Consider the following 14,412-nt stretch of genomic DNA (forward strand, 5'->3'; position numbering starts at 1 on the left):
ACGGAGGAGCCATGCAGCCGTTCAGGATCGACACATCACCGCTGACTGCGCCGGTGACTGCAGAAGACAAGCATCGCTATCGGGCCCACAGGTCGTCGACGGCGACGCGGATCTTCACTGCGCTTGGAGCTTCCATGATCCCGATCGTGGTCGCGCTGGTGGCGCTCATGGTGATCAGGACTGTGTTCGGCAGCCTTCCGACTGCGATCCTCCTCGGCATCGCAGCGGTCGCCCTCGGACTGGCCGCACTGCTCTTCGTCGGCGTATTCCGGGGCGGACCTTCGCGCATTCAGAAGCTCAAGTTCGCTGAGCGCAACGGATTCGTCTTTCACCAGAATGAGCCTCCTCAGCGGCTGCGAGGCGTGCTCTTCGGCACCGGCGGCTCGAGGACGAACCATAATGTGTTCCAGATGCACGGCAACGTGCGGCTCGGCAGCTACAGCTACACGACAGGATCCGGCAAGAGCCGCACGACGCACCACTGGCGCTATGTTGAGGTTCCGCTGCCACGCAACATGCCGAACCTCGTGCTCGACTCGAAGGACAACGACGGACTGTTCGGCACGAACCTGCCCGTGCGTCTCAGCCGCAGCCAGCAGATCGAGCTCGAAGGCGACTTCAACGAGTCCTTCGCCCTGTTTGCGCCGCAAGGGTACGGCGTGGATGTCCGGTACGTGCTCCCCCCAGACACCATGGCACTGCTGATCGACAACCTGAGCACGTTCGACCTCGAGTTCATCGACGACCGCCTGATGATCATCACAACCGGCAGCTGGGACGTCCACGACGATGCGCCGTGGCGGTTCGCGGAGTGGGTCGTGAATGTGCTCCACCCCCATATCGTCGACCGGACAGACAGATACGTCGACGACCGCGCGGCTCAGATGGCGACGCCTGCGCACGGCCAGCAGACGAACCAGTCCTTCCACGAGAGGGGCACTGTCAGCAGCTCCGGGAAGCGCCTGAAGCGCAGCTTCCCTGTGGTCAGCGTCGTCTTCTTCGTGGTCATCGCCGCAGTCGTCTTCCTCCCGCGACTGCTCTCCTGATCCAGCAGCAGCAAAGCGGCGGATGACCCGAAGGTCATCCGCCGCTTCTGTCTCTGACTCGTCTTATCGACGGAGTCCGAGGCGCTCGATCAGTGCACGGTAGCGCCCGATGTCGGTCGACTGGAGGTAACCCAGCAGGCGACGGCGCTGGCCGACGAGGAGCAGCAGGCCACGACGCGAGTGGTGGTCGTGCTTGTGGCCCTTGAGGTGCTCGGTGAGGTCTTTGATGCGACGCGTGAGGATCGCAACCTGCACCTCGGGGCTTCCGGTGTCACCCTCGTGGGTGGCGAACTCGGCAACGATTTCCTGCTTCTGTTCAGTGGTGAGGCTCATGGAGCGTCCTTTCCGTCGCTGCGCGGCGCAGCTGCCGGTCTGCAGCTGCTCTCTGATTCCGCGGCCGATACACGGCAACCTGCCAATGCTACCACCGAGTCGCCGTCGGCACCAACAGCGCCAGCGGGCGTCAGGGGCGCTGCTGCGGGTGGCGGTGCGGGTAGGAGCGGCCGGCACCCGTGAAGTACTCGTCACCGAAGTGCGCGGGGCTGCTGACCGATGCGAGCGCTCCTCCCGGAGCTCCCATCTGCGCGTTGCCGTGCGAGCGCTGCAGCAGCGACTGCCGCAGCTCGGTGAAGCGGGCGATCGAGTCGGCCTCGTGCCCCTGGTGCTCGCGGAACGAGCGGCCGGTCACAGCACGCTGGCGGTTGAACGCGAGCCTCGTTGCGGCGTAGATGTAGCGTCGCATCTCGGCCTTCACGCCGTTTCGTCGCGCCCAGCGCATCAGCTGACTGCGACCCTGCCCGCCCGAGAGCCGATGCACCTCTTCAGGCGAGAGCCAACCGGCCCTCGAGTAGTCGAGGAGGCGTTCACGAGTCAGCTTCGCCTCGCTTCTGCGAAGCATGAGCACGAGAAGGGCCGCGCCGATTGCGATGGGCACCTGAATGATGAAGTACGAGATGAAGAAGCTGTTGCCGAGCAGCAGCGAGCTTCCGTTCCAGAGTGCGTGCAGGAACGTCGATATCGCCCAGCCCGCGGGGAACATCACGAGCGCCCAGATCCGCGACTTGTGAGCGACCAGGCCCATCATCAGGCCGAATCCGAGAGCCGTGAAGATCGCGTGCGTCAGCGGGCTCATGATGCCGCGGACGACGAAGATCAGGCTTGCGTCGCCCGCCTCGATGTACGACCCGCTGAAGTACTGGATGTTCTCGGTGTACGCGAATCCGGCGGCGCTCAGGCCAGCGATCACCATGCCGTCGATCGGCCCGTCGAGCTGGCGTCTCATGAACAGGAAGATGAACAGCAGCGGAATGGCCTTGGCGAACTCCTCCACAACCGGGGCCTGGATCACGGTTCCGTAGAACTCGAGCTGAGGCTTGGTCTGGATGATCCCGCCGCCGACGAGGAGCCCTGTCGCGATCTCGGCGATCAGCAGCGTCAGGAGAATGGCTCCGACGCCTCCCCAGAGCAGCGTCGCGACCTTGATGAGCAGCGGCTCGGGCTCCCACTTGTCGATCGCGTGCAGCGCCCAGACGACGAAGGCCAGCGGGACAAGTGCCAGGATGCTCGAGAGCACCTGATACGAGACCCGCTGGCCTTCGGCGTCGCTGAGGTACAGCACCACGACTGGCGTCAGCAGCACCAGCACCACCACGAATGCAACGGTCAGCCAGAGGCTGAGCTTCCGTGAGGAGTCGGTGTGACGGGTGGCCGGGAGCGTGACGTTGTTGCTCTGCACGTTCATGCCTGCAAGCGTACGTTCCCGGCCCGGTGAATCAGCTGAATGTCACCCGAACGTCAGCCGCGAACAATCGGGATGCTCTGCGTCACCGGCTGGGGCGAGCTCAGTCGCGAGGGCTGCAGCAGCTTCTCGACGTCGGCGCGCTCCATCAGACCCGAGTCGACGACGAGGTCGATGATCGAGTGGTGACCCGTGAGCGCCTTGTGCGCGAGCTCAGCGCTCGCAACGTAGCCGATGTACGGGGTGAGCGCGGTGACGACACCGACGCTTGTTCCGACCATCTGGCTGAGACGCTCGCGGTTGACCTCGATGCCGTCGACGCAGTTCACGCGCAGCGTGAGGCAGCTCTGCGTCAGCCAGTGCAGGCTCTGCAGCAGGGAGTGGGCGATGACCGGCTCGAATGCGTTGAGCTGCAGCTGGCCAGCCTCTGAAGCCATCGTGACGGTGACGTCAGCACCGATGACGGCGAACGCAACCTGGTTGACAGCCTCGGGGATGACGGGGTTGACTTTGCCGGGCATGATCGACGATCCCGCCTGCTTCGCGGGGAGCGCGAGCTCGCCGAAGCCAGCCTGGGGTCCGCTCGAGAGCAGACGGAGGTCGTTGCAGATCTTCGAGAGCTTGGCTGCGAAGCGCTTGAGCGCTGCCGAGAGGCGCATGAATACGCCGGTGTCGCTCGTGGCCTCGATGAGGTCGGTCGCCGTGACGATCGGGAGGCCTGTGATCTCGGACAGGTGGCGGGCTGCCGCCGCTGCATAGCGGGGGTCAGCGGTGATGCCGGTGCCGATCGCGGTCGCGCCGAGGTTGACCTCGCTGAGCGCCGGGATGATCTGCTCGAAACGCTGGAGCTCCTCCCGAAGGGTGTTCGCCCATCCGCCCATCTCCTGTCCGACGGTCATCGGCACTGCGTCCTGCATCTGCGTGCGGCCGACCTTGAGGACGTCGGAGAACTCCTTCGACTTCGCTTCGAACGAGCCGATCAGCTGCTCGAGCTCGTCGTGGAGACGACGCACCGTGAAGGCCATCGCGACCTTGATCGAAGTCGGGTAGGTGTCGTTGGTCGACTGCGAGCGGTTCACGTCGTCGATGGGGTGGAAGTGCTTGTAGTCGCCCTTCTCGTGCCCGAGCATCTCGAGGCACACGTTGGCGATGACCTCGTTCGTGTTCATGTTGGTGCTCGTTCCGGCACCGCCCTGGATCACGCCGACCTTGAACTGGTCGTGGAACTCGCCGTCGATGATGCGCGCAGCGGCCTTGTCGATGAGCTCTGCCTTGTCGGCGGGCAGCGAACCGATCTCATTGTTGGATCGTGCGCAAGCCTGCTTCACCATCGCCAGGGCACGAACAAGGTCACCGTAGACCGAGATCGAGCGTCCTGTGATCGGGAAGTTCTCAAGCGCTCGCTGCGTGTGGATTCCGTAGTAGGCATCCTCCGGCACTGCAAGCTCGCCGAGCGAGTCGCGCTCGATGCGGGTCGGACCCGTCACCTCGTGCTCGCCGATGCGTGCGGGGTCGAGCTTGTAGTCAGGAATATCGGTCATTTTCTGGCCTCATTGCCTCTCTGCGGAAGGGATCATGCGGTACTAGGCTAACGCCTTCGGAGACACTTCGTAGCGCCTCAGGCTCACCGACGGATTCGCGCTGCGGACGCGGGCCACCTCACCAGACGACAGTTGGGTTCTCACGATGGCTTCGGGCGCGTCTCCGGCGGCGGCGATGGCGACTCCGCGAGGGTCGAAGGCCGTCGTGTGCCCCACGCCGAGGGGCGGCGCGACGTCGACGGCAAGAACATACGAGGTGTTCTCGATTGCGCGCGCTGATGCGAGCGTGAGCCACTGCTGCTCCTTGAGTGATCCGGGCACCCAGTCGGCAGGAATCACGATGGTCTCGGCGCCGCGGTCGACGAGCCTGCGGGTCGTCTCGGGGAACCTGAGGTCGTAGCAGGTCTGCAGACCGATCGGCGCTCCGGCGACGTCGATGACCGCAGCCTGCTCTGCGCTGCCCGCGCTGGCCCAGTCGGATTCGCCTCCGCCGAACGAGTCGTAGAGATGCACCTTGCGGTAGGTCGCTGCGACTGCGCCAGCAGTGCAGGCGACGAGCGTGTTGAAGACGCGGTCGCCGTCGCGCTCGAGCATGCCCGCGATGACCGTCGCCTCAGTCTCAGCCGACATCTCGCGCAGCGCCGTGACGAACTGCCCGTCGACGGCCTCGGCAGCATCGGCCGCCGTGACGTCCAGGCGCTCGCTCAGGTGCTGCGAGTACTCCGGGAACACGATCAGATCGGCGTCGGATGCGGTTCTTGCGAGGTCATAGACCCTCGCAGTGTTGTCAGCGGGGTTCTCTTGCGGCTGCCACTGCACCATGGCGACGTCGAGGCGATAGTCCATGTGGCAATGGTAATGGGGCGCATGTTTGACTGGCCTCATGCTTGCAGCCTTCTCAGTAGCCCCGTCCGTGTCGCAGCCCGGCGGCCACGTCCACAACGCAGTCGCCGCGGCTGTCGAAGTGGTTCGCGCATCCGGACTCCCCCATCGCACCGATGCGATGTTCACCACCATCGAGGGCGAATGGGATGAGGTGTTCGACATCATCAAGCGCGCGACTGACGCCGTGCTCGAAGCGAGCCCGCGCGCGTCGCTCGTGATCAAGGCAGACATCCGCCCGGGAGCCACGGGCGAGATGGAGGCAAAGCTCGATCGACTCGAGTCGGCAGTGGACGCTCGCCGCACCGACTGATCTTCAGAAGACACTCAACCCCACGGCCTACCATCTGGGCATGGCTCATGATCGAAAGCGCACCTCGGCGCTCGCAGCTGTGGTTGCTCTCTCGGCGCTTCTGGCGGGGTGCTCGGCGCCGTCGCCGCAGGGCGCCCCCACTGGCGAGTATGCGCCCGTCCCCGACCTGGTCACGACAGAAGAGGTGACCTTTCGCGAGTCCTTCGAGATGAGCCCCGAGGACACGCATGAGTACTGGTCGGATCCGACCATCTTCAACAACGCCGACACCTTCAACTACACCTCTCCTGACGGCGCGATCGGCGAGCAGTCGGCTGACAGGCCCACCGGCGCGTACATCGAGCCGACCGACGGCATGGAGATCGGCGAGAACGGCAACGGGCCGGGCGACGTCGCGACAGCCCAGGAGTTCGAGCCCGACGGCCTGGCGAAGAACGCGACCGGACGCCTGTACATCGCATTCGGCGACCAGTTCAACTTCGTCTGCAGCGCAACCGTCGTCAATTCACGAACGGGCAGCGTCGTCGCGACCGCGGCCCACTGCCTGGTCGACACCGAGACCGGCGAGCTCGCGAAGAACGCGCTCTTCGTGCCGGACGACTACGACAACGGACGCGATCAGCCGCACGGCGCATGGAGCGCTGTCGACATGGTCGTGCCCTCGACGTTCATCGACGGCGTGAAGAAGAGCAATACCGACATCGAGGGCGACGGCTGGACGTACGACTTCGGGTTCCTCGTGATGGAGGAGCAGGACGGCTCCCCCATCCAGGAGGTCACCGGCGCCATGGGCATCGCCTTCGGTGTGCCGACCAAGACGCTGATAAGCACCGGCTACCCCGCTGCCGGCCAGTTCGACGGGTCGAAGCGGTTCTTCTGCTCCACGACAGGCTTCGAGCACGGTCGCTTCGGCGGCTACTACTGGCCCTGCAACATGACGCCGGGCATGTCAGGCGGCGGCGTGTTCGCGTACTACGACAGCGAGCGCTCGTCCGGGTACCTCGTGGCGGTGAACTCGCTCGTCTATTTCGAAGACGGCGACCAGGACGCCGTGCACCACACGGAGTCTGCCGTCCTCGGCGAGCAGGCGCAGCAGCTGTATGTCGAAGCAGGAGGCTGGGGAAGTTGAGAGCAAAGCGAGACTTGCGACTGGCCGGTCTGCTGACTGCAGTCGTCGTTGCAATGACAGGATGCGCATCCGCGGTCGAGCCGCAAGGCGTCGGGGTGCACGACGACGTGCTGGGCTACCACCAGTCGGCCACTGAGCAGCTGGTGAATGAAGACCTCATCGAAGGCCTCGGCCTGCAGACCAACTACGTGGCAGTCGGCTACAAGCACGGTGTCGCCAGCGACGGCTCGACCCTGCACGTGCAGCACACGACGAGCTACGTCGACGGCTCGTACCTCGAGCGGGAGGCAAACGAGACGACCGGGCTGTCGATCGACTCGTACCACGAGGCCGGCAGCGACAGGATCTACTACCTCTTCGGCGACGAGTACACAGAAGCGCTCGACATCAAGCCCTGGGGCGTGCTGCCCGGCGCCGACCTCGACCTCGAGAACAGCCCCCGCAGCGTGTGCCAGCTGAGTGCGCCCAACTACGCGTGCCAGATCCTGAGGTCGTGGAACTTCACCTCGGAGCAGCTGTTCGACGACGAGTCATCCGAGAGGATGCCGAACCACGTGCAGCGAAACGGCGACGGCTCGCTGTTGCTCACGACCGCCGTCTCGCTCAGCGCGATGACGGAGTCGAACATGTTCACGTTCTCGGGCTCCCTGGCTGAGCTCGTCACCGACGAGACCCTCACGCAGCTGATTCCGGCGAAGATCTGGTTCGACAGGGACGGCGTCGTGGTGAAGGCCGAGGTCAACGGCACGATCACCTCACCCGACAGCGATCTCACGCTTGAGCTGCAGATCGGGTACGAGGTGACCGGAACCGCCGACCCCGAAGAGGTCTCGGTCGCTGTGAACTCGCTCGACGACGACTACACCTTCGAGCTCACCGACCAGGCTGAGATCGATGCCTTCTGGGATGACATTCAGGCCGTTCGCCTCGGCGAGTACTAGGAGATCCACATGACACAGCAGCCTCCCTACGGATCCGGCCATGATCCTCGCTACGGCAGCCGTTTCGGTCCCCCGCCAGGGGCACCTCAGCCGAGGCCGGGATTCGCCAGCCCGCCTCCTTCGGCACCGCCGGCCAGTGCGCCTGAGCGCCGGTACGCGCCGCCGTCAGCAGCGCCGCCATCAGCGGCTCCCCCGACACACGCTCCCTCGCCTCAGGGCTTCTACGGGCCGGCAACGCCGCCTCCTGCGATGCAGCAGCCGTCGCCAGAGCCGCAGCAGAAGCCGAAGAAGAGCCGCCGCGCACTGGCAGCCGCGCTCATCACCGGTGGAGCAGTGGCTGTGATCGCTGTGCCCCTCGGCATGGCACTCGGCTGGTTCATGCAGACCAACCAGTACTTCGACCAGGCCGCCGTCGAGGCACAGGTCGAGCAGGTGCTCGGCGAAGACTACGGCCTCGCCGAAGTCTCAGAGGTCTCGTGCCCCGCAGAGGTCAAGCCCGAGCAGGGAACCTCATTCGAATGCACCTACGTGCTCAACGACTCGACGCAGTCTGTGCCCGTGACCGTCGGATCTGACGACGGCCAGCTGCTCATCGGCTCGCCAGCGGACGAGCAATAGCGCGCAGAAACCAGAAGAGGCGCCCCGCGGGGCGCCTCTTCTGGTTTTCACTTGGTTGCGGGGGCAGGATTTGAACCTACGACCTCCGGGTTATGAGCCCGGCGAGCTACCGAACTGCTCCACCCCGCGTTGCAAGAGTCAACATTAGCATGACGCCTGACCGGGGGCAAATCCGCTCGGCAGCCGCCCCTACTGACCGTCTTCAGGAGGCGATTCGCCGTTCGCCTCTGCGATCCGGTCACTGATCACAATGGCCTCCTCGAGCGCGGTCTGCAGCTTCGCATCGGCTTCAGCCGCAGCCACGAGGTCGTTCTCGGCGTACGCCGCCGTGCGCTCGTCGATGGCTGCCTTCGCGTCTGCGAGCGCTTGGTCGAGCTGCTGCTGCAGCGACTGCTGCTCCTCAGACTCGGTGCCGTCACCCTCGGTTCCGTCGCCTTCGGTGCCGTCGCCTCCGGTCTCATCCGAATCGGTGTTCTGGCCTTCGTCACCGGCGACCGCACCCGAGTCACCCTCGAACAGGATGTCGAGCGCTTCGTCGAGTGTGTCGGCGAATGCGATCTCGTCACCGAATGCCACCAGGATCTTGCGAAGCACAGGGAACGAGGTCGAACCGGTCGAGCGCAGGTACACCGGCTGGACGTAGAGCAGTCCGCCGCCGACAGGCACCGTGAGCAGGTTGCCTCTCATGACCTCGGTCGCACCCCGTTCGAGGATGTTCAGCTCAACCGAGATCGCGTTGTCGGTGTTGAAGTTGTTCTGCATCTGGCCGGGGCCCGGAACAGACTGGTCCTTCGGCAGCTGCTGCAGCGTGAGCTGGCCGTACGACTCGCTCACCTCGCCGGCAGTCGAGCCCGCATCTGCGTTGACCGACAGATAGCCGTAGAGCACGTTGGGCGCATCAGCTCCCGACGGAATGTACGTCGAGTACAGCGTGAACGCCGGATCAGACTCACCAACCGACATCGTCAGGTAGTACGGGGGCTGATAGGGCGCCGGGTTGTCGCTGCTCCACGTCGGCTCGCCCGGGGTGCGCCACTGGTCGTCGCCCGAGTAGAACGTTCCCGGGTTCGTCACGTGGTACTCGCCCAGGATGAAGCGCTGGACCTTGAAGAGGTCCTGCGGGTACCGAACGTGCGAGAGCAGGTCGGCGCTCATCTCCTCCACCGGCGTCACGCTGGCGGGGTAGATGCTCGTCCACGCCTTCAGCATCGGGTCTTCTGTGTCCCAGGCGTACAGCGTCACGCTGCCGTCGTAGGCGTCGACCACGGCCTTGACCGAGTTGCGGATGTAGTTGATGCCTTCGATCGGCCCGTTCGACGGATTCGGGTTCGTCGTGTCGGCGATTGCGGCCGACATGTTGATCTGCGACGAGTACGGGTACGCGTTCGTAGTCGTGAATCCGTCGACGATCCATACGACCTTGCCGTCGACGACTGCCGGGTAGGCGGTCTGATCAACCGTGAGGTACGGAGCGACTGCCTGCACGCGATCCACGGGATCGCGGTTGTACAGGATCTGCGACTCCTCGTTCACCGCATCCGAGAGCAGGATCTGCTCACTCTGGAACTGCAGCGCGTACGCGAGGCGGTTGAACAGGCCTCCGAGGCTCGGTCCGCCGTCGCCGGAGAAGGTCGTCGTGGCGTTGCCAGCCCCCTCCTCCTCGCTGCGGGGGTAGTCGAGCTCGCGGTCGCCGTCTCCTTCGGGAGCGCCGACGATCGAGTACTCGGGAGTCGACTGGCCGAAGTAGATGCGAGGCTCGTACTCGCCCAGATCGCCGGAAGTCGGGACTCCGCCCTGCATGAACACCGGCTGGCCCTCAGGACCGCGCTGGTTTCCGTAGGCGGCGACGACGCCGTATCCGTGGGTGTAGACCGTGTGCTGGTTGATCCACGACTCTTCGTTGCCGAGCTGGTCGACGTTGAGCTCGCGAACGGCGATGACGGTGTCGACGATCTCTCCGTCGATCTCGTAGCGGTCGACGTTGAGCTGCTCAGGGAACGAGTAGTACTGACGGAACGACTGCAGGTTCTGGAAGGCGCCGGACACGAGTGCCGGGTCCATGATGCGCAGGTTGGCGGTCGTCTGGGCGTCTTCGGCGAGCTGCCCGGCTTCGGTCTCGGTCTGCGTGTTCGTCGGCTCGACGTTCACGTCAGAGACGCCGTAGGCATCGCGCGTCGCCTGGATGTTGCGCTCGATGTAGTCGGCCTCGAGCGTGATCGCGCTGGGGTCGACCTGGAAGCGCTGGATGATCGCGGGGTAGGCGATGCCGACCACAAGCGACAGCACGACCAGCACGGATGTTCCAATGATCGAGATGCGCCAGCGTCCGATGATCGCGGTGACGACAAACGCAATCGCGACGAGGACCGCCGACACCGCCATGATCTGGATGCCGGGAATCGTCGCGTTGACAGCGGCGAAGCCTGCACCGGACCGCACTGTTCCGCTGCCCTGCTGCGAGAGCGCCGCGTACTGGTTGAGCCAGATGTTGGCTGCCAGTGCGAGCATGAACAGCGCCGCGATGACCGCAAGCATGATGCGTGTCGCCCTCGCGACACGGAAGTCACGTCCGCTGATGCGCAGCGAGCCGTAGAGGTAGGCGATGGCGATGGTCGCAGCGAAGCAGGCGAACAGCACGAGCTGAGCGAACCCGAGCACCTGCTGGTAGAACGGCACCTCAAAGACGAAGAAGCCGATGTTGAGGCCGAACTGCGGATCAGAGCCAGCGAAGTCCTGTCGGTTCAGCCAGAGCTGAGCCGTCTCCCAGCGGCTGGCTGCCGCTGCTCCGGCGAAGAGGCCGAACACAGCAGGAATGGCGACCATGCCGAGCTTGCGGAGCGGCTCGATGAGCTCCTGGTAGCGATCCAGCTGGCTGGAGAGCTGCGCGTACATCGGTCGCGTCCGGAACGCCACCTGCATGACAGCCAACAGCGGCACGGCCATGGCCACGAAGCCGATGGCGAACATCACCGCAATCGAGATCCAGCGCACCTGCAGCACATTGGCGAAGCCGAGCTGGTCGAACCAGAGGTAGTCGGTGTAGAAGCCAGTGAAGTAGTAGAACGCGACTGCCACCGCGATCACCACGAACAGCGTCAGCACCAGTGGTGATCGCTTGCGGGGGGCAGCTGCGTCGGGTCTCTTCTCAGCGGAACTCGTCACGTACTTCTCTCCAGCTCATCATGCTCGTCGCGGCATCCGCCGCCTGTTTGATTCTATCCGCCGCAGGACGGCAGCGCTGCCGCGGCCTCGGGGGCTCCGTCGGCCGCGGCAACCTGCTCAATCGCGGCCACGGCCTCGTCGAGTGTCGACACCGGAACAACGTGCAGCCCATCCGGAACATTTCCGACGACCTCACCGCAGTTGTCCTGCGGCACCAGCATCCAGCTGGCTCCGTCGTCGAGTGCGCCGTGCATCTTCTGCACCACTCCTCCGATGCCGCCCACCGCGCCCTCTGCGGTGATGGTTCCGGTGCCGGCCCATGCAACGCCGCCGGTCATGCTTCCCGGAGTGAGGGTGTCGATGATCCCGAGTGCGAACATCGTGCCCGCGGAAGGGCCGCCGACGTTCGGCAGATCGATGTCGACCTCGAACGGGAAGACGTACTCGGCCATTGCCTGCACGCCGATCAGCTTGATGCCCTGTGTCTCCTCTGGCGTCACAGACACCGTCTTGCGCTCGCCGTCGCGTTCGATCACGATGTCGACGGCACCGTCGACTGCCGCTGTGGCTTCGCGGATCGAGTGAGCGTCCCAGATGCGCTCCCCCTCGATCGTCACGAGTCGATCGCCTTCGAGAATGATGCCCTCAGCCGGCGAGTCGGGCACGACCCCGACCGCGGTGACAGTGACTTCGACGTCGTGTCCCTGGTGCACGAGCGCAGCCGCCACTGCCGTCTGCTGGGAGTCGGTCATGGCCGCAGCCGACTGCTGGTTGCGCTCTTCGACCGTGATGCTTCCGTAGACGGACTCCATCGGAATCACGATCTGGCCCGGCGTGAAGTAGGCCGTGGCCGCTTCGGCCCAGTTCAGCGGCTGCTCGGGATTGCCGCGTGTCGAGACGGTGAGCAGGCGAAGCTCGCCATCGGCCTCATAGGTCTCGACGTCGTGCACCTGGATGATCGGGCCGTCTTCGCTCTCGCCCAGCGTGTCGAACGTGGGCCCTGGCAGCTGCGCGATGAAGGGCGACGGAAGAAATGCCATGGCGACGACCGCGACCAGGGCGGTGAGCGAGGCCCCCGTGCCGACGGTGCTCTTGAGCGAAGCGCGGCGGCGGAACATCCTTCTCCCTGGAGGTCGGTGGCCGCTGTTCGCGGCTGGCGGATGGCGTGGCGCCCTGAAATGGGGCGCGTTCACTGTCTCCACAGATATCGTAGTGCCATGAACGACGGCGAGAGTGACCGCGACAGAGATCCGGCAGAAGAGCTGCGCGAGATGATCCAGCGCATGCTGAGCGGCGACGGCGAGATGGACTTCAGCGCCCTCGCGAATGCGGCGGGCGTCTCCGGCGCCGATTCGCAGAGCATCGCGGGTCTCATGCAGCACCTGCAGTCGGCCCTGTCGAACCCGAGCGACGAGATCGACTGGTCGGCAGGCATGAAGCAGGCTGAGCGAGTCATCTCGCAGAACCCCGGCGCTGTCAGCAGCGACGAGCGCGACGCCACGAAGCAGGCTGCGAATCTCGCTGCCCTCTGGCTCGACGAGCAGACCGAAGTCGGCTCGATCGGCGAGATGGAGCTGCTCTCACGCCAACAGTGGGCGCAGGCGACCATGCCCGTGTGGCAGGAGATCGCGGCGCCGGTCGCGACGAGCATCGCCGACGCGCTCACCCAGGCCATGGGCGAGGCGACGCCCGAGTCCGAGTCAGAGATGATCGCCGGTGCCGGCCGTCTCCTGCGCAACGTCGGCGGCACGCTCTTCGCCGTGCAGCTGGGCCAGGTCGTCGGTCAGCTCGCCGGTGAGGTGCTCGCAGGCGGCGACGTGGGATTCCCGCTGCTCGACGACCGTGCAGCAGTCATCCCGGCGAACCTGCCGAAGCTGACCGACGGCCTCGAGGTGCCCGTCGACCAGGTGCGCATCTGGCTGGCGCTTCGCGAGTTCGCCCATGCACGCCTCTTCCAGCACGCGAAGTGGCTGCGGCTGCAGGTGCTCAGCGGCATCCGCAGCTATGCGGAGGGCATCCACGTCGATGTCCGCGCGATCGAAGACCTTGCTTCCGAAGTCGACCCCTCGAACCCCGAGCAGCTGCAGGAGCTCCTGCGCAACGGCTCGCTCATCCCTCCTCGCTCAGAAGAGCAGGAGCAGGCGCTCGCCTCGCTCGAGACCACCCTCGCGCTCGTCGAGGGCTGGGTCGACTGCGTCACAGCCAGTGCCGCGTCTCGCCTGCCGAGCGCACAGTCGATCGCCGAGGCGATTCGTCGCCGACGCGCGACCGGCGGGCCGGCCGAGAAGGCGTTCTCCACCCTCGTCGGCCTCGAGCTTCGCCCCCGTCGGCTGCGCGAGGCCAGCGAGTTCTGGCAGAAGGTGACGGATGCCGTCGGCAGCGAGAAGCGCGACTCCCTGTGGGCGCACTTCGACCTGGTGCCGACCGCTGACGACATCGACGACCCCAGTCGAATCATCGCAAGCCTCAAGGGCGAGCGAGTCGAGCCAGACGAGATGGACATCGCGCTCGCGCAGCTGTTCGACGAAGAAGAGGGCGACGGCCCTGTGGATAAGTCGGAGTAGCCCTTCTGGGCAGTGCACAATGCCTGCATGCTCAGACTCAAGCAGCGACTGCCCATAACCTGGACCTCCCCCACGACGCTTCGCGTCGGCGTCGAACCGCCGGCAGTCGAACTCGCGGTGAGCGACGACGAAGCCCGCGCCATCAACGCCATGCGCGAGGGCACCTCCAAGGCCGCCCTGACGCGCGCCGTCGGCCGACGCCGCGCGGCCGAGCTCCTGCTGGCCCTCGGGCCGCTACTCGAGACGGGCGAGCGAACCATGCCTCGCGTTCGTGTCTCCGGGGAGTCGTCGCTTGCAGACGCCGTGCGTGCGCTCGTGCGCGGCGCGCGGGTCTCCAGCGGCTCGGATCCCGCGACCGTGCTCATGCCCGTCTGCGACTGGAGAGTCAGCGAACGCATGTGGCAGCGCTATCTCGCGACTGAGCGCACGTGCCTGCCTGTGGTGGTCGGCGACCAGACGGTCACCGTCGGGCCGCTGT

The 14,412-nt window shown here is 65.4% G+C and carries 12 protein-coding genes and 1 tRNA gene; 6 read left to right on the top strand and 7 right to left on the bottom strand.

Features of this window, described 5'->3' with window-relative positions; translation table 11 throughout:
- Positions 1-11: 11 nt before the first annotated feature.
- Entirely contained in the window at positions 12-1,046 is a 1,035-nt protein-coding gene (locus CZ674_RS07235; protein ID WP_086991855.1) for a hypothetical protein, read from the top strand.
- A 63-nt stretch (positions 1,047-1,109) separates the two neighbouring features.
- Here the strand turns inward: CZ674_RS07235 and rpsO are convergent, their stop codons facing one another.
- The 4 genes from rpsO to CZ674_RS07255 all read right to left on the bottom strand — a co-directional run bounded on the left by rpsO (position 1,110) and on the right by CZ674_RS07255 (position 5,171).
- Complete coding sequence (gene rpsO, locus CZ674_RS07240) at positions 1,110-1,379, bottom strand: 30S ribosomal protein S15 (RefSeq protein WP_086991856.1); 270 nt, start codon at positions 1,377-1,379, stop codon at positions 1,110-1,112.
- Between the two features lie 130 nt (positions 1,380-1,509).
- Complete coding sequence (locus tag CZ674_RS07245; protein WP_086991857.1) at positions 1,510-2,787, bottom strand: PrsW family intramembrane metalloprotease; 1,278 nt, start codon at positions 2,785-2,787, stop codon at positions 1,510-1,512.
- A 53-nt stretch (positions 2,788-2,840) separates the two neighbouring features.
- The gene (locus CZ674_RS07250) at positions 2,841-4,325 is read right to left on the bottom strand and encodes an aspartate ammonia-lyase (RefSeq protein WP_086991858.1); all 1,485 of its coding nucleotides are present in this window, start codon (positions 4,323-4,325) and stop codon (positions 2,841-2,843) included.
- Positions 4,326-4,367: 42 nt separating this feature from the next.
- Positions 4,368-5,171: a nitrilase-related carbon-nitrogen hydrolase gene (locus tag CZ674_RS07255; protein WP_159456926.1), complete on the bottom strand. Its 804-nt coding sequence runs from the start codon at positions 5,169-5,171 to the stop codon at positions 4,368-4,370.
- A 37-nt stretch (positions 5,172-5,208) separates the two neighbouring features.
- Between CZ674_RS07255 and CZ674_RS07260 the strand changes: the two genes are divergently transcribed.
- From CZ674_RS07260 to CZ674_RS07275, 4 genes are read left to right on the top strand one after another with little or no spacing between them, the layout of a single operon-like run.
- The gene (locus tag CZ674_RS07260) at positions 5,209-5,520 is read left to right on the top strand and encodes a thiamine-binding protein (protein ID WP_086991860.1); all 312 of its coding nucleotides are present in this window, start codon (positions 5,209-5,211) and stop codon (positions 5,518-5,520) included.
- Between the two features lie 40 nt (positions 5,521-5,560).
- Positions 5,561-6,649, top strand: a complete 1,089-nt coding sequence (locus tag CZ674_RS07265) for a trypsin-like serine peptidase (protein WP_086991861.1) — start codon at positions 5,561-5,563, stop codon at positions 6,647-6,649.
- Positions 6,646-7,590, top strand: a complete 945-nt coding sequence (locus tag CZ674_RS07270) for a hypothetical protein (protein ID WP_143244674.1) — start codon at positions 6,646-6,648, stop codon at positions 7,588-7,590. Before CZ674_RS07265 ends, CZ674_RS07270 begins: the two co-directional genes overlap by 4 nt.
- A 9-nt stretch (positions 7,591-7,599) precedes the next feature.
- Positions 7,600-8,208, top strand: coding sequence for a DUF4333 domain-containing protein (locus CZ674_RS07275; protein ID WP_086991863.1), 609 nt, complete (start codon positions 7,600-7,602; stop codon positions 8,206-8,208).
- 52 nt (positions 8,209-8,260) lie between these two features.
- Here the strand turns inward: CZ674_RS07275 and CZ674_RS07280 are convergent.
- From CZ674_RS07280 to CZ674_RS07290, 3 genes are all read right to left on the bottom strand, one after another.
- Positions 8,261-8,337 (bottom strand) — tRNA-Met (locus CZ674_RS07280).
- A gap of 60 nt (positions 8,338-8,397) precedes the next feature.
- Positions 8,398-11,370 carry a UPF0182 family membrane protein gene (locus CZ674_RS07285; protein WP_234988487.1) on the bottom strand — a complete coding sequence of 991 codons (2,973 nt, stop codon included), beginning with the start codon at positions 11,368-11,370 and terminating at the stop codon, positions 8,398-8,400.
- Between the two features lie 53 nt (positions 11,371-11,423).
- Positions 11,424-12,488 carry a YlbL family protein gene (locus CZ674_RS07290; protein WP_086991864.1) on the bottom strand — a complete coding sequence of 355 codons (1,065 nt, stop codon included), beginning with the start codon at positions 12,486-12,488 and terminating at the stop codon, positions 11,424-11,426.
- 99 nt (positions 12,489-12,587) lie between these two features.
- Here CZ674_RS07290 and CZ674_RS07295 point away from each other — a divergent pair, with 99 nt between their 5' ends.
- A complete protein-coding gene (locus CZ674_RS07295) occupies positions 12,588-13,934 on the top strand; it encodes a zinc-dependent metalloprotease (protein WP_086991865.1) in 1,347 nt (448 codons plus the stop codon).
- The last annotated feature ends 478 nt before the right edge of the window (positions 13,935-14,412 follow it).

Origin of the sequence: Agrococcus casei LMG 22410 (assembly GCF_900163565.1) — a bacterium.
Taxonomy (GTDB): Bacteria; Actinomycetota; Actinomycetes; order Actinomycetales; family Microbacteriaceae; genus Agrococcus; species Agrococcus casei.

Bases quoted from the DNA above. Each gene is read 5' to 3' on its own strand.
- CZ674_RS07235 (WP_086991855.1), top strand. From the start codon at position 12: ATGCAGCCGTTCAGGATCGACACATCACCGCTGACTGCGCCGGTGACT.
- rpsO (WP_086991856.1), bottom strand. From the start codon at position 1,379: ATGAGCCTCACCACTGAACAGAAGCAGGAAATCGTTGCCGAGTTCGCC.
- CZ674_RS07245 (WP_086991857.1), bottom strand. From the start codon at position 2,787: ATGAACGTGCAGAGCAACAACGTCACGCTCCCGGCCACCCGTCACACC.
- CZ674_RS07250 (WP_086991858.1), bottom strand. From the start codon at position 4,325: ATGACCGATATTCCTGACTACAAGCTCGACCCCGCACGCATCGGCGAG.
- CZ674_RS07255 (WP_159456926.1), bottom strand. From the start codon at position 5,171: ATGGACTATCGCCTCGACGTCGCCATGGTGCAGTGGCAGCCGCAAGAG.
- CZ674_RS07260 (WP_086991860.1), top strand. From the start codon at position 5,209: ATGCTTGCAGCCTTCTCAGTAGCCCCGTCCGTGTCGCAGCCCGGCGGC.
- CZ674_RS07265 (WP_086991861.1), top strand. From the start codon at position 5,561: ATGGCTCATGATCGAAAGCGCACCTCGGCGCTCGCAGCTGTGGTTGCT.
- CZ674_RS07275 (WP_086991863.1), top strand. From the start codon at position 7,600: ATGACACAGCAGCCTCCCTACGGATCCGGCCATGATCCTCGCTACGGC.
- CZ674_RS07290 (WP_086991864.1), bottom strand. From the start codon at position 12,488: ATGTTCCGCCGCCGCGCTTCGCTCAAGAGCACCGTCGGCACGGGGGCC.
- CZ674_RS07295 (WP_086991865.1), top strand. From the start codon at position 12,588: ATGAACGACGGCGAGAGTGACCGCGACAGAGATCCGGCAGAAGAGCTG.